Source organism: Bordetella genomosp. 4 (genome assembly GCF_002261185.1).
Taxonomy (GTDB): Bacteria; Pseudomonadota; Gammaproteobacteria; order Burkholderiales; family Burkholderiaceae_B; genus Bordetella_A.
In genome coordinates this window covers 178,598-193,703 of the sequence record NZ_NEVQ01000022.1, presented here as the reverse complement: position 1 = coordinate 193,703, position 15,106 = coordinate 178,598, and the positions used below count along the sequence as shown (strand labels likewise).

At 61.0% G+C, this 15,106-nt stretch carries 12 protein-coding genes; 6 read left to right on the top strand and 6 right to left on the bottom strand.

Annotated features, from left to right (window positions below; genetic code table 11):
- The first annotated feature begins 19 nt into the window (after positions 1-19).
- The 4 genes from asnB to CAL20_RS22155 are packed head-to-tail and all read left to right on the top strand — an operon-like array spanning position 20 to position 5,449.
- A complete protein-coding gene (asnB, locus tag CAL20_RS22170; RefSeq protein ID WP_094823264.1) occupies positions 20-1,948 on the top strand; it encodes an asparagine synthase (glutamine-hydrolyzing) in 1,929 nt (642 codons plus the stop codon).
- Positions 1,945-3,069 carry a glycosyltransferase family 4 protein gene (locus tag CAL20_RS22165; RefSeq protein WP_094839030.1) on the top strand — a complete coding sequence of 375 codons (1,125 nt, stop codon included), beginning with the start codon at positions 1,945-1,947 and terminating at the stop codon, positions 3,067-3,069. The genes asnB and CAL20_RS22165 overlap by 4 nt, the downstream gene beginning before the upstream one ends.
- 2 nt (positions 3,070-3,071) lie before the next feature.
- The gene (locus tag CAL20_RS22160; RefSeq protein WP_179266734.1) at positions 3,072-4,313 is read left to right on the top strand and encodes a glycosyltransferase family 4 protein; all 1,242 of its coding nucleotides are present in this window, start codon (positions 3,072-3,074) and stop codon (positions 4,311-4,313) included.
- Positions 4,310-5,449: a glycosyltransferase family 4 protein gene (locus CAL20_RS22155; RefSeq protein WP_094839029.1), complete on the top strand. Its 1,140-nt coding sequence runs from the start codon at positions 4,310-4,312 to the stop codon at positions 5,447-5,449. The genes CAL20_RS22160 and CAL20_RS22155 overlap by 4 nt, the downstream gene beginning before the upstream one ends.
- 88 nt (positions 5,450-5,537) lie before the next feature.
- On the opposite strand, the gene CAL20_RS22150 is transcribed toward CAL20_RS22155, so the two are convergent.
- The gene (locus CAL20_RS22150) at positions 5,538-6,941 is read right to left on the bottom strand and encodes a phosphomannomutase/phosphoglucomutase (RefSeq protein ID WP_094839028.1); all 1,404 of its coding nucleotides are present in this window, start codon (positions 6,939-6,941) and stop codon (positions 5,538-5,540) included.
- A gap of 237 nt (positions 6,942-7,178) precedes the next feature.
- Between CAL20_RS22150 and CAL20_RS22145 the strand changes: the two genes are divergently transcribed.
- A complete protein-coding gene (locus tag CAL20_RS22145; protein ID WP_094839027.1) occupies positions 7,179-8,594 on the top strand; it encodes an FAD-binding oxidoreductase in 1,416 nt (471 codons plus the stop codon).
- A gap of 47 nt (positions 8,595-8,641) precedes the next feature.
- Here the strand turns inward: CAL20_RS22145 and CAL20_RS22140 are convergent, their stop codons facing one another.
- From CAL20_RS22140 to CAL20_RS22125, 4 genes are all read right to left on the bottom strand, one after another.
- Entirely contained in the window at positions 8,642-9,925 is a 1,284-nt protein-coding gene (locus CAL20_RS22140; protein WP_094823259.1) for a TRAP transporter large permease, read from the bottom strand.
- Positions 9,916-10,365, bottom strand: a complete 450-nt coding sequence (locus CAL20_RS22135; protein WP_094823258.1) for a TRAP transporter small permease — start codon at positions 10,363-10,365, stop codon at positions 9,916-9,918. Before CAL20_RS22135 ends, CAL20_RS22140 begins: the two co-directional genes overlap by 10 nt.
- Before the next feature lie 112 nt (positions 10,366-10,477).
- Positions 10,478-11,461 carry a TRAP transporter substrate-binding protein gene (locus CAL20_RS22130; RefSeq protein ID WP_094839026.1) on the bottom strand — a complete coding sequence of 328 codons (984 nt, stop codon included), beginning with the start codon at positions 11,459-11,461 and terminating at the stop codon, positions 10,478-10,480.
- Between the two features lie 122 nt (positions 11,462-11,583).
- Entirely contained in the window at positions 11,584-12,501 is a 918-nt protein-coding gene (locus tag CAL20_RS22125; RefSeq protein ID WP_256981702.1) for an SMP-30/gluconolactonase/LRE family protein, read from the bottom strand.
- A gap of 248 nt (positions 12,502-12,749) precedes the next feature.
- Here CAL20_RS22125 and CAL20_RS22120 point away from each other — a divergent pair, with 248 nt between their 5' ends.
- Entirely contained in the window at positions 12,750-13,484 is a 735-nt protein-coding gene (locus CAL20_RS22120) for a FadR/GntR family transcriptional regulator (protein WP_094823256.1), read from the top strand.
- Between the two features lie 304 nt (positions 13,485-13,788).
- On the opposite strand, the gene fahA is transcribed toward CAL20_RS22120, so the two are convergent.
- A complete protein-coding gene (gene fahA, locus CAL20_RS22115) occupies positions 13,789-15,102 on the bottom strand; it encodes a fumarylacetoacetase (protein ID WP_094839025.1) in 1,314 nt (437 codons plus the stop codon).
- Between the last annotated feature and the right edge of the window lie 4 nt (positions 15,103-15,106).

Genomic DNA, 15,106 nt, shown 5'->3' with positions numbered 1-15,106 from the left:
GAGCACGGAAGAAACCATCATGTGTGGAATAGTCGGAATCTGGGGACCCTTGCAGGACAAGGCGCAGGTGCTGGCCGAGAGCTGCCGGCGTATTCGGCATCGTGGTCCCGACAGCAATGGCTTTTGGGAAGACCCGGCCGCCGATGTGGCGCTGGCCCATGTTCGCCTGGCCATTCTGGACCTGACCGAGGCCGGGCATCAGCCCATGGTATCGGCCTGCGGCCGGTACGTGCTGGTGCTCAACGGCGAGATCTATAACCATATGGAGCTGCGTGCCCGCCTGGAACAATCGGGGCAGGCACCTCAGTGGCGTGGCCACTCGGATACGGAGACCGTACTGGCCAGCTTCGCCGCATTGGGTGTCGAGGCGACCTTGCAGGCAGCGGTGGGCATGTACGCGATTGCCCTGTGGGATCGTGAACGCCGTACATTGACGCTCGCGCGCGACCGGATGGGCGAGAAGCCGCTGTACTACGGCTATACGGGCGCCAATCTGGTGTTCGCCTCCGAGCTGAAGGGCTTGATGCCGATTCCAGGGTTCGGCCGCGATCTGAGCCGCGCTGCGATTACCTCGTTGATGCGTCACAACTACATCCCGTCGCCTCAATCGATCTACGAAGGTATCTACAAGCTGCCTCCCGGAACGTGGCTGGAGATTTCCGAGGCAGACATGCGCGCGCAGCGTGTGCCCGCACATCATGCCTATTGGTCTGCTTTGCAGATGGCGGATCAGGGAGTGCGGACACGCAGCAGTTTTGCCTCGGATGCGCAGGCCACCGATGAACTCGAGGCCGTGCTGTCCAAGGCAGTGGGCGGACAGATGCTGTCTGACGTGAGTCTGGGCGCATTCCTGTCGGGCGGTATTGATTCGTCGACGATTGTCGCGCTCATGCAGGCGCAAAGCTCGCAGCCTGTGCGCACGTTTGCGATTGGATTTCACGAGAAAAAATATAACGAAGCCGAGCACGCCAAGGCGGTGGCGCAGCATCTCGGCACAGACCATACCGAGCTCTATGTCACGGCCGACGATGCGCTGGCTGTCGTGCCGACGTTGGCCGATATGTATGACGAGCCGTTTGCGGATTCTTCGCAGATTCCCACCGCGTTGGTGACGCGCATGGCGCGCCAGCATGTGACTGTGGCGCTGTCCGGTGACGGTGGCGATGAATTGTTTGGCGGCTATTCACGGTATTTCCGCGTGCGGGATTGGTGGGGCAAGTGCGAACGCTTTCCCGGCCCGGTGCGCCATGCGATGGGCGCTCTCATGGGAGCGTCCACGAGGTTGCCTGGACGTGGCGCCTGGCGCGGTAAAGTGGGCAAGTTCGGCGAGATGCTGCGCGCCGACACCCATGGTGATTTTTATCGGTCGTTTGTGTCGTATTGGTCGGATCCGACTTCGGTCGTCAAGCAGGGTGTCGAACCTCCGTCGTTGTTCGAGCAGCCCATGGACGGCTCTGTGTTCGACGTGATGATGAAACTCGACACGGTGACGTATATGCCGGACGACATTCTGGTCAAGGTCGATCGCGCCGCCATGGCCGTCAGCCTCGAAACGCGCGTGCCCTTGTTGGACCATCGCGTTTATGAGTTTGCCTGGCGCTTGCCCTTTGAATACAAGGTGCGCGGCGACACCGGCAAGTGGCTGTTGCGCCAAGTGCTGTACCGCCATGTGCCGCAGTCTTTGGTGGATCGTCCCAAGCGCGGATTTGCCGTGCCGCTGGCAAGCTGGCTGCGCGGGCCGTTGCGAGATTGGGCCGAATCGTTGCTGGACCCGGCGCGCTTGCGCCAGGAGGGCTGGTTTGAGCCCGAACCCATTCTGCACAAATGGCGTGAGCATGTCTCCGGTCATCGCGACTGGAGCAGCCGCTTGTGGGGCGTGCTGATGATGCAGGCCTGGTTGGATCGCTATCACGCCGGCGTTGCCGGCGAAAAGGATGCTTCACGATGAAAATATTGCTGCTGGTCAGTTCCATGCATGCAGGCGGAGCCGAACGGGTGGCCGCCACGTTAGTAAACGCCTGGACCGATCGCGGTGATACCGTGACACTGGTGCCCACTTATTCCTCCAAGGGCACGTGTTTTTATCCTGTTTCCGATGCGGTGAACCTGATCTGGCTGGCTGACCGGGTCGGTACGCGCAGCGGCGGCCCATTGACCGCGTGGCGGCGATTGCGCGCATTGCGGGAGTTGATTCGCGAGCAGGCCCCTGATGTGGTGGTGTCCTTTCTGACCAACGTCAATGTGGCCGCGATCCTGGCGACGAAGGTACTGGGCAAATTGGACACACCGCTGATCGTGTGCGAACGGACGAACCCGGTAGCGGAGCTTTCGACGGGCCGTGTATGGCGTATTGCGCGCCGTTGGCTCTATCCCCGTGCGGACATGGTAACGGTACAGGCCGATGATACGGTGGGTCCGTTTGCACGTGACGTGCCCGGCATCAAGCAATTGAAAGTCATTCCTAATCCCTTGCCGCCCGAGTTGTTGGACGCGCCCTTGGTCGATACGCAGGCCGTGACGCCGCGCAAACAGTTGTTGGCAATGGGGCGGCTGGCGCCGGCCAAACGGTTCGATTTGCTGATCGATGTTTTTGCCGGCTTGGCCGACGAGTTTTCCGATTGGGACCTCAGCATCTGGGGCGAAGGCGCGGATCGCGATGATTTGCAGGCGCGTATCGATGCAGCAGGCCTGCAGCATCGCGTGCAACTGCGGGGACGTACCGACGCCCCTTGGGATGCGTTATCTCAAGGTCAGGCCTTTGTGCTGAGCTCGGCGGTAGAGGGCTTTCCGAATGTGTTGCTGGAGTCGATGGCATTGGGCCTGCCCTGCGTCGCGTTCGATTGCCCAAGCGGCCCGCGAGAAATGACGCGCGATGGCCAGGACGCGGTGTTGGTGCCCGCGGGTGACCGGGACAAGTTGCGAGAGGCCCTGCGCCGCGTATTTTCCGACCCGGCTTTGCGCCAGGACTTGGGCAAACGTGCAGCCGAGTCGGTGCGCAATCGCTATGCGTTGCCGGCGGTACTGGCGCAATGGGATGCCTTGTTTGACAGCGTGCGAGGCAGATCATGACTATGCCTGCGATCTTGCGCGTCACGCATGTGATTACCGGGTTGGGGCAGGGCGGAGCAGAAGCTGTGCTGTTTCGCTTGGCGACGTATCCTGACCAGCAGGTACATCACACGGTGGTGTCGCTGACGGACGAGGGCGTGTATGGAGAGCGTCTGCGTGCGGCAGGGGTCACTGTCCATACGCTGGGCATGGCGCGCGGCCGTGTGAGCCTGAGTGGATTGTCGAAGTTGCGTCGACTATTGGCCGCGCAAAAACCCGATGCGGTGCAGACATGGATGTATCACGCGGACTTGATTGGCGGGCTGGCTGCGCGGTTGGCTGGTGTGCGTGCCATAGCGTGGGGAATTCGTAATTCTGGGGCGCATCTGCAACGCAGCAGCCGTTCGGCGCGATTGGTGTTGAAGCTCTGCGCGTTGTTATCTGGTCGCGTACCTGCCGCGATTGTTTGTGCTGCACGCGATGCCGCGGTACGTCATGAACAGTACGGCTATCGCGCCGATCGCCTCGTGGTGATTGCCAATGGCTATGATTTATCGCGCTATCAGCCCGATGCCGAGGCTCGCCGGCGCGTGCGCGAGCAATGGCAACTGGCCGACGAGGTTCCTGTGATCGGCTGCGTGGCGCGTTGGGATCCGCTGAAGGATCATGCGAATTTGCTGGGTGCTATGGCCGTGCTATTGCGCCAGAGACGTGTTCGTGGACACGGTACGGATCAAGGACACGCCAGCAGCGAGAGGGACGCAGGGTCTGGTCCCGACACCCCGGCCGATCCGGCTGCGTTGGCTCAGTTGCGTTGCGCGTTGGTGGGACGCGGCATGTCGCCAGACAATGCCGAGCTGGGCGCGTTGATAGATCGTTTGGGACTGCGCGATCATGTCCTGTTGTTGGGGCCCAGCGATGACGTCCCTGCCGTCATGAATGCATTGGACATCCACGTGCTATCCAGTTGCGCAGAAGGATTTCCCAATGTGGTCGCCGAGGCCATGGCCTGCGGCACGCCTTGCGTCGTCACGGACGTGGGCGATGCGGCGCACATTGTTGGCCAGACAGCGGCTGTAGTGCCTGCAGAAAATGCCGAGGCTCTGGCCGGGGGGATCGCTACGACATTGCACGACATCGCCGCACGCGGCCGTCAGGCTGTCGGCGAGCCAGGGCGCGCGCGCGTGCTGGCTGAATTCGACTTGGCTCACATGATCGCAGCGTACGACGCCGTGTGGCGCCGCATCGCGCAGGAGAATCGATGACCGCACCTCGTTTGCTGTTCGTGGTGAATAATCCCGCGTTCTTTCTCTCGCATCGTTTACCATTGGCGCTGGCCGCCCAGCGTGCCGGCTACGAGGTTCACGTGGCCACCATGGCGGGCGACAGCGTGTCGCGTATCGAGGGATATGGGTTGACGCATCATGCAATACCGATGACGCGCAGTGGCAAGAATCCCGTGCAAGAACTACGCACGGTGTGGGCGCTGTATCAATTGTTCCGCCGCGTGCGGCCGGATGTCGTGCACCTGGTGACGATCAAGCCTGTGTTGTACGGCGGCATTGCCGCACGATTGGCCGGCGTGCCCGCGATGGTGTCGGCTATCTCGGGACTGGGTTTCGTGTTCGTCGCCAAAGGCGCTAAAGCCGCATTGGTGCGGCAGGTGGTCGCCATGTTGTATCGCTTGGCGCTGGGTCATCGCAACAGCCGTATCGTTTTTCAGAATGGAAACGATCGGGACGTGCTGCAGGGTCTGGGCGCTGTGCGCGACGAGCAGGTCGTCATGATTCGTGGGTCCGGTGTGAACCTGTCCGACTATGCCGCCGTGGCTGAACCGCCGCCGCCAGTGGTTGCACTGATGGTGGCCCGTTTGCTGCGGGACAAGGGACTGCAGGAGTTTGTCGAAGCTGCCCGCATCCTGCGGCGTGAGGGAATCAACGTGCGCATGCGCTTGGCCGGCGGCATTGACCCCGGCAATCCCGCTTCGGTCACGCAAGCCGATGTCGACGCATGGCAGCAAGAGGGCATTATCGAGGCCCTGGGCGAACGCAGCGATATCGCTGCGTTGTACGCGGCTTCGCATATTGCGGTATTGCCCTCATATCGAGAGGGCCTGCCGAAATCCCTGATCGAGGCTGCGGCATGCGGCCGTGCGGTCGTCACCACCGATGTGCCGGGTTGCCGTGATGCCATCGAGCCTGATACGACTGGGCTGCTTGTTCCCTCGCATGATGCGCCAGCGCTGGCTGCAGCGATTGGCCGTTTAGTCGACGACAACGCATTGCGCCAAAAAATGGGTCATGCGGGTCGCGTGTTGGCCGAGCGCGAATTCGATATCGACGATGTGTGCCGTAAGCACCTGGATATCTACCAGACCTTGCTCGATCAGCGTGCCCGTTAGCCGGGCGGCATGCAACTGGATATGCTTGTAAGCGCGTTACGAGCGCCTTGACGTCAAGGCGCTCGTTCGGCGTTAAACGTGATCCCAATCAGAACGGCAATTTCGCATCAGGAGCGAGTTGCTGCAATTGCTTGCGGAAATCCTCCTGGATGCGGGTCAGTGCTTCGTCCGTGTCGGCCTCGAATCGCAGCACGACGACCGGCGTGGTGTTCGATGCACGCGCCAGGCCGAAACCGTCGGGATATTCTGCACGCACTCCGTCGATGGTGACCACGCGCAGGGAACCATCGAATTTGCCTTGCTCTTGCAGCGTCTTGATCAACGCAAACGGCTGGCCTTCTTCCATTTCGAGCTTGAGTTCAGGCGTGGAAACGGCCTGAGGCAGCGCCTCCAGCAGTTGCGACGGATTGCTTTCACGCGAGACGATTTCGAGCAGACGTGCACCCGTGTACAGGCCATCGTCGAAACCGAACCAACGCTCCTTGAAGAAGATGTGGCCGCTCATTTCGCCAGCCAGCGGCGCGCCGGTTTCGGCGAGTTTGGCTTTGACCAGCGAGTGGCCGGTCTGCCACATCAGCGGTTTACCACCGGCGGCCTCGACGGCCAGGCCTACGTGGCGGCTGCACTTGACGTCATAAATGATGGTGTCGCCCGGGCAGCGTTGCAGTACGTCGCGCGCGAACAGGATCAATTGGCGATCGGGCCAGATGATCTGCCCGGATTTGGTGACTACGCCCAGACGGTCGCCGTCGCCGTCAAACGCCAGGCCGATTTCGCAGTCGGTTGTGGCCAGGCAGTGAATCAGGTCTTCCAGGTTGTGCGGGTCGGCCGGATCGGGGTGGTGATTGGGGAATGTGCCGTCGACTTCGCAGAACAGTTCGGTGACTTCGCAGCCCAGCGCGCGAAAGAGCTTTGGCGCCACGGCGCCGGCAACGCCGTTGCCGCAGTCGATCGCGATCTTGAGCGGGCGCGCCAGTTTGACGTCACCGACGATGCGCTGGATGTACTCGTCGATCAGATTCAGCTCACGGCGGGTGCCGCGTTGGCTTGCCGGCGCGGTTTGGCCGGACGTTGCAGCGGTATTCATCGCATCGCGCAGCGCCAGGACGCCCGGTCCGTAGAGCGCCTTGCCGCCCATCATCATCTTGAACCCGTTGTATTGCGGCGGGTTATGGCTGCCGGTGATGGCAACGCCAGAGCCGGTTTTTTGCGTATACGCTGCGTAGTACACCAGTGGAGTCGGGACTTCGCCGATATCGATCGTGTCGACGCCGCCATCCAGAATGCCGTCTTGCAGGGCTCGTGACAGCTCGGCGCTGCTGAGTCGGCCGTCACGGCCGATCACCAGCGCGGAAATGCCTTGGGCGCGTGCCTCGGCGGCCAGCGCGCGGCCCAATGCAGTAGCAAAGGCCGGGTTCAATGCATCGGGTACCGTGCCCCGGATGTCGTATGCCTTGAAGACGGAATCGGGGTAATGAGTGGCGGTGTTCAAGCAGACTCCTGGGAATGATGAATAATCAAATAGGGCTGATCATATTCAAGCAGCAGGGCGTTACGTGTGCGTGAATGTGAATTATGTGTGCAGGAATGTGAATTATCCTCGATTCGCGGGGCTTGCGGGGCGGCCGGAGGCCGGCAGACCGCCATATCCGCCGGTCAACCCCTACAATAACCCTCCTGTCTTCCATGTCGTCCCGCGTGGCCGGGCGCTTTGATTGCGGTTTTCGCTATGAGCTTATTGAACGCATTGCAATCCCTACTGGGCCCGGCCCATGTGCTGACCGGCGACGATGCTGCGACGTATCTGCAGGACTGGCGCCGCCGCTATCGCGGAACTGCGCTGGCGGTGATCCGTCCCGATTCCACTGAACAAGTCGCGCAGGCAGTGCGGCTGTGTGTCCAGCACGGGACGCCTGTGGTGCCCCAGGGCGGTAATACCGGCCTGTGCGGCGGCGCAACCCCCGACGATTCGGGCCAGGCGGTCGTGCTGTCCACGGGCAGGCTGAACCGTGTCCGTGCCATCGACACAGCCAACGATACGATCACGGTCGAGGCTGGCTGCATTTTGCAGGCGGTACAGCAGGCGGCAGCCGAGGCCGGACGTCTGTTTCCCCTGAGCCTGGCGGCCGAAGGCAGTTGCACGATAGGCGGAAATCTCGCTACGAATGCGGGCGGTACGCAGGTGTTGCGCTACGGCAATGCCCGCGAACTGGCGCTGGGGCTGGAGGTCGTGACCGCTGAAGGCGAGATATGGAACGGCCTGCGGGGACTGCGCAAAGATAACACTGGTTACGATTTGCGTGACCTGTACATCGGCAGCGAGGGCACGCTGGGCATTATTACCGCCGCCACCCTGAAGTTGTATCCGCAACCTGTGGCGTCGTGTACAGCGCTGCTGGCTCTGGATTCCATCGACGCTGCAGTCGAGTTGCTGTCGCGGGCGCGTTCCGGGTTCGGGGCGTCGCTGACAGGATTCGAGTTGATGGCGGGCGACTGCCTGCAGACGGTCGTGCAGTTGTTCCCGCAGCAGCGGCTGCCCTTTGAGGGCGATTCGGCTAGATCTCCTTGGTTTGCCTTGCTGGAGCTGTCCGACAGCGAGAGCGAGGCGCATGCACGCGAGCGTTTCGAGGCAGTATTGGGCGAGGCGATCGAGGCGGGATTGGTCACCGATGCGGCGATTGCCGCCAGCGTAGCCCAGAGCCGCGCGCTATGGCATTTGCGCGAGAGTATTCCCCTGGCTGAGGCCGAGCAGGGTAAAGGCGTCAAGCACGATGTATCGATTCCGATTTCATCGATTGCCGGGTTCGTGCACAAGACCAATGGCTTGCTGCAGGAACGCTTTCCCAATGTGCGCAACGTGGTGTTCGGCCACCTCGGCGATGGCAACCTGCACTACAACGTCGCCCGCGCGCCGGGCCAGACAGAGGCCGACCTGCTGGCGCTGCAGCAAGATATCTACGACATCGTGCATCGCAGTGTGATCGAACATGCGGGCTCCATCAGCGCCGAGCATGGAATCGGTCAGCTCAAGCGCGATGAGCTGCCTCATTACAAAAGTGCCCTGGAGCTAGGCCTGATGAAGCGTATCAAACAGGCGCTGGATCCTCGAGGATTGATGAATCCGGGCAAAGTCCTGCAGGCATGATGATCCGCGCGGCGGCATGCGCAATGCCGCCGCGGTCTGCTTCGTGCTTACTTGAACAGCAGATCAGGCAGCCACGACGAGAACGTCGGCACATAGGTCACGAGCGCCAACGCCACAATCAGCGCGCCATAAAACGGCCAGATGGTGCGCATGACGGTACCTACCGACACCTTTCCTATGGCGCATCCTACAAACTGCACGGTGCCTACCGGAGGCGTGTTCAGTCCCAGTGCGCAATTCAACAGCATGACCACGCCGAATTGCACGGGACTCATGCCGTACTGCATGCATATTGGCAGAAAGATCGGGGTGCAGATCAGAATCGTGGCTGCCATGTCCAGAAAGGTGCCCAGGACAAACAGTGCGATGTTGACCATCAGAAAAATGGCCCAGGGCTCTGTGGAGATCGCGCCCATCAGTTCACCGGTCTTTTCTGCGACGCTGTAGAAGCCGATGAGATAGCCGAAGGTGGCCGAGATACCGATCAGCAACAGCACGATGCCCGTGGTCTTGACCGCCTTCGCGGCCGCCCGGATGAACTGATCCCAGCTCAGCGAACGGTACACCAGCGCGGTGAGCGCCAGCGAATACAGGACGGCGACGGCGGCGGATTCTGTGGCCGTGAAGACACCACTGAGAATGCCGGTAATGATCAGCACGATGACAAACAGCCCCGGCGCGGCCGCGACGAGCGATCGCACCACCACCGCCCATCCGGGAAATGTGCCTGCGGGATAGCCGCGTTTGCGAGCGACGAGATAGGCTGCTGCCAAGTTGCAAAGCGTCAAGATGACTGCCGGTACCACGCAGGCGGCGATCAATGCCGCGATGGAGACTTTGCCGCCGGTAGCCAAGGTATAGATGATGATGTTGTGGCTGGTGGGCATCAGCGCACCCACCAACGCCGCATGCGTGGTGACGTTCACCGCATAATCGGCGTGGTAGCCCTCGCGTTTCATCATGGGGATCATGACTGAACCCATTGCGGAAACGTCGGCGACCGGGGAACCGGATACGCCGCCGAACAGCGTGCAAGCCAGGACGTTGGACATGCCGAGCCCCCCGCGCACATGGCCGACGACGGATTTGGCAAACGTGACGATACGGTCGGCAATGCCTCCGTACAACATCAATTCGCCGGTAAAGATAAAAAACGGAATGGCGAGAAACGAAAAGGCGTTCATGCCCGAAGTCATCTGCTGAAAAGCCACCGCGATGGGCAGGTCCTCGTAGACGATGGCCGATATCGAGGCCAGACCGATGGCAAAGGCTACCGGCACTCCGATGACCAGGAACCCAATGAACGTCAATGAAAGTAGAGTCAATGCCATGCTGGTACCACCTTTTGATTGCGCAGCAGCGCAATGATGTGTTCGATCGAAAACAACACGATCAATGCACCGGATAATGTGGCAGGCGCGTATTTCCAGCCTTCAGACAAACCCAGGTTGGGGATCTTGTAGCTGTGCACCGACTCGGCCAGTTGGCCGCAATACCACGCCATCAGCGCACCGAACAGCAGCACCAGCAAATGGATGACAATCTGCAGGCGCCGCTGGCCGGCTTCGGGCAGCAGATTGACCAGCGATTCAAAGCCGATATGACCGGCATCGCGCACGGCGACAGCCGCGCCGAGCATCGTGACGTACAGCACCAGCAGCAGCGACAGGCTCTCTGCCCAGGTCGGTGTGTTGTTCAGGATGTGACGGCCAAAGATCTGATACGAGACAGCGGCGACCAGGCATATCACCCCGATCACACTTAGCACCATGCATAGCCGGGCTATGGCTGCGCACAAACGTGCGTAGCCATTTAACACCCGTGACACTGTGCTGCCGCTGCTTTCCGTAGGTGAAAGCGTTTGGGCAGACATGGTTGTTCCTTTATTTGACGGCCTGGATGCGAGTCACCAGATCTTTCATTTCCGGCGTTGTGACAAAGCGGTCGTAGACAGGCTTCATCGCTGCCTGAAACGAGGCCTTATCGGGCTCGATGATTTCCGAACCTGCTTTGACGACGATGGCGCGCGATGTGTTTTCGCGTTCGCTCCACAGCTTGCGCATATAGGGCACGGATTCGCGCGCGGTATCGCGAATGATCTTGCGGTCTTCGTCTGACAGCTTGTCCCATTGACGTTTGGAAAACAGCAGGATTTCCGGCGTCATGGTGTGTTCAGTCAGAGAGTAGTACTTGGCCACCTCATAATGGTGCGCGCTTTCGTAGCTGGGATAGTTGTTTTCTGCAGCATCCACGAGACCGGTCTTTAGTGCCGTGTAGACCTCGCCCATGGACATGGGGGTGGCATTGCCGCCCAACGCTTCGACCATGGCGACTGACAGGTCCGATTGCTGGACGCGGATCTTCATGCCTTTGACGTCGTCTTTGGTCTTGACGGGTTTGTTGCGCGTGTACATTGAGCGCGCGCCGCTGTCGTACCAGGCCAGCCCGACAAACCCCGCGTTCTCGCAGGATTTCAGGATTTGTTCGCCGATGTCGCTATCGAGCACTTTGTGCAGGTGCTCTTTGGAACGGAATAGAAAGGGCAGCGAGGGCACGCGCGTCGTCTCGCAGATGTTGTGCATCGCGGCGCTGCTGACGCGCGTCATGGCGAGCGCGCCCATTTTGACTTGTTCGATCGAGTCTTCTTCGCGGCCCAGTGTGCCGCCAGCATAGACCTTGACGTCGATACGTCCGTTGGTCCGCTGTTTGATCAACTCGCCCATGTGGCGTACAGCCTGTACGGTGGGGTAGTCATCAGGGTGGATGTCCGCCGAGCGCAGCGTTTCGGCATGAAGGGATGCACCTGCGGACAGGCACGCAGCAGTCAACGCGGCCACGGTGGCGCGTTTCAGGGTAAAGCACAACATTGTCTACCTCCGGCTTAGGAGTGGGGCGTAATCAGGTTTCTTGTGGAAAAAACGCTGCGGGCACTGCGTTGGTGCCAAGTGGGCCATGGGTGTTGGCCCGTTATGAGTCAATCGCTCGGGGGCTAGCCGATAAAAGCGGGTTCCTCCAGGCCGCGGGTGCCAGGTGTGAGTGCGAACAGCGCGCCGTCCAGCGCGTCGCGCGCAGCATGGGGAGGGCGGATACTGGTGACGAATAATGTGTCCAGGCCTGCGCCGCCAAAGGCGCACATGGCCAGTTTGGAGACGGGCAGTGCCAGACTGCGATCCAGTTTGCCTGCCGGGGTGTAGCGGTACAACATGCCGGCATCATTGCCGCATATCCAGTAGCCACCGTCTTGATCTACGGCTGCGCCGTCGGGGCGGCCTGCGGGCAGACGATCGATGAAGACGCGGCCATGATGCGGCACGCCGTTATCGATGTCGTAATCAAAGGCCCATACGGTTTGACGATCCGGGTGCGAATCGGACACATACATGGTACGGCCGTCGGGGCTGAAGGCCATGCCGTTAGGCACGATGAATGTCATGGGCAAGGGGATGCTGAGCTCACCGCCCGCGTAGCGATATAGCCGGCCGGCGTCGTGGCCCAATGTCATGTTCTGGACCATCGTGCCTGCCCAGAAACGGCCCTGGCGGTCGCAGCGGCCGTCGTTAAAGCGCATTTCGGGCGCAGCGTGCGTGACCCGCGCTAGTGCTGTTGCAGGCAGCGGCGCCGATGCAGCAGCGCTATTGCCGGCGCCGGGCGGTGCGGTGACTGCTGGCAAGGCATACAGGCCGCTTTCCATGGCGGCCAGCCAGCCTGTGCCGTGCATTGCGATGCAGCCCGCCATTTCAGGGAGCGGCCAGTGATGAGCCGATCCTTGGGCGGGATCGTAGCGCCACAGGCGGCGCGCAGGGATGTCTGTCCAGTACAGTGCTTGGTCGGTGGCACGCCAGACGGGGCTTTCGCCCACGGTGCATAGCATGCTGCCCAGCCGTTCTGCTTGGGGCTGGCTGTTCATGACCGTTCTCTATGATGAATGCTCGCTGCGCAGGTCGTCAGCGAGCGGTGTCGGGTGTTCGTGGGTGATTCAGTAACGAGTGTCATGCAAGCATTCCGGCGGTGTAGCAGAAGCAAGGGACAGACTGAGTGATACGTGAACGCCGACAGATATCCTGGGTGAAACAGATACGTTGTCGTACAACTTCGGGCAGTATAATGAGGCCAGAATTTTGACGTCAAGCGCAGTATTACTCGGGATATCCCTTGATGACGAACAACGCAGACTGGCCGGTTTCTGTACCGCGTCGGCCGCGCAATCTGGCGCAAGGCTTGGTTGAGGACGTGTCCGAACGTATTCGGGGTGGGCAGATCCGGCCAGGTGAAAAATTACCGACCGAGTCCGAATTGATGCGGCAATTCGGTGTCAGCCGTACGGTGGTGCGCGAGGCTTTGTCGCGCTTGCAGGCGGCGGGGTTGGTGGAGACGCATCACGGTATCGGGACTTATGCGCTGGAGCCCAGCGGCGGGGCGGATTTCCGGGTCGATCCTGCGGATCTGGCGACGGTGCGTGATGTGCTGGTGTTGCTGGAATTGCGTATCTGTCTGGAAAGCGAGGCGGCTGGGCTGGCGGCGATGCGCCGTACGGATGCGCAGTTGGCAGATATGCGAGTGGCCCTTGATGAGTTCCGCCACAGTCTAGGATCCGATGGCGACACGATTACGCCTGATTTTCGGTTCCACTTGTTGATCGCACAAGCGACGGACAATCGTTATTTTGCTGATCTGATGTCGCATCTGGGTTCGGCGGCGATTCCTCGCACTCGGATCAATTCGGCGCGTATTGCTGATGAGGGACGCGAGCAGTATCTGGCTCGGGTTAATCGGGAACATGAGGATATTTATGACGCGATTTTGCGTCAGGAACCGGATGCGGCTCGGGCGGCTATGCGGACGCATTTGAGTAATAGCCGGGAGAGGTTGAGGCGGGGGCAGACGCGGTAGGGGTGTCTGTCTGTGCTGCGTGTGAGCGTGCGTTGCGGATGCAGTGCGTGCGCTGTTTGTTCCGTTTTGGTTGCGAGGGCGGATGTTCTTATGGACGTCGAGCCGAGGCAATTAGAGCTCTCTGCATCGCTGGCACGTTTTGTTTGCTTGGCATTTTTTTGTGCCGGTGGTGGCAAGGAGAATGATCTTGCGGGGCTGTTTTCGTTGAGCGCCCTGCGCGCCCAACGAAAACGATCATGTACAAAGCGTGCGGAGATATCGAGATTCGGCGTACTGCGTGATCCGTCGTCCGCGATGCAGGCGTTTACAGGGCAGGCAGGACGGTGCCGGCGGATTCGCCGAAGGCGATGCGCGGGTAGCCGGGTTTGCGGCATTCGGCGCGGATGATGATTTGGTCGCCGTCTTGCAGGAAGGTGCGCTGCTCGCCCCACGGGAGGGTGATGGGGGTTTTGCCACCCTGGGTGAGTTCGAGGATGGAGCCGGCTTGGTCGGGTTCAGGGCCGGACAGGGTGCCAGTGCCGAGCAGGTCGCCAGGCTGCAGGTTGCAGCCGTTGACGGTGTGGTGCGTGATCAACTGAGCGATGTTCCAGTAGGCGTCGCGGAAATTGCTGGCTGATAGGTGTGCAGGCGCGTGCTGGGCAGCGCGCGAGGCCTGTGTGGTCATGAGCACTTCCATTTGCACGTCGTAGGCGCCTTGGGCTCGGTTTGTGTCCGAGGCCAGATACGGCAGGGGTTGCGGTTCGCCGGCCGCACGGGTGAAGGCGGTGCGGAAGGGCTCCAAGGCCTCGAGGGTGACGATCCACGGCGAGATCGTGGAGGCGAAGTTTTTGGACAGGAAGGGGCCCAGCGGTTGGTATTCCCAGGCCTGGATGTCGCGTGCGGACCAGTCGTTCAGGATGCAGAGGCCGAAGATGTGTTCGTCTGCCTGATCCAGCGGGATGCGGTGGCCTTGTTCGTTGCCTGTGCCTACGAATACGCCGAGTTCCAGTTCGTAGTCCAAACGTTGGCAGGGACCGAATTGAGGCAGTTCGCCTTCGGCAGCAGGACGGGTTTGGCCGACCGGGCGCGGGAACTGTTGGTTGACGCCCAGGCTCGAGGCGCGGCCGTGATAGCCGATGGGCACCCATTTGTAGTTGGGCAGCAGGGGATTGTCAGGGCGGAATTGTTTGCCGATGTTGGTGGCGTGATGCACCGAGATATAAAAGTCGGTGTAGTCGCCGATGCGCGCGGGTGTGGTGTATTCGGCATCTCTTTGCGCGAACAGCAAGGGCTCGATCTGCGACTGCAAGGTCGATCCGGTGCGTAGCGCACGCGATAGCGCGAGGCGCAACGCGCTCCAATGGGCACTGCCCAGCGCCATCAGGGCGTTCAGGCTGTCTGCGGTGCAGGCGTTCAGTGCTGCGGCGGCCTGGCCGTCGAATGGATTTAGTTTGGCCAACGCTGCCAGGTCGACGATTTGGTCGCCAATAGCGACGCCGGGGCGGAAGGCTTCGGAGGAACCGCGTTTGCGGAATACCGCAAAGGGCAGGTTTTGTACCGGAAAGCCGTTCGTGTCGTCGTTCGCGCTGGCGACCCAACTGGTGAGGGCGGCGTCGTGGGTTTCGTTCAGAGTGGTCATGGGC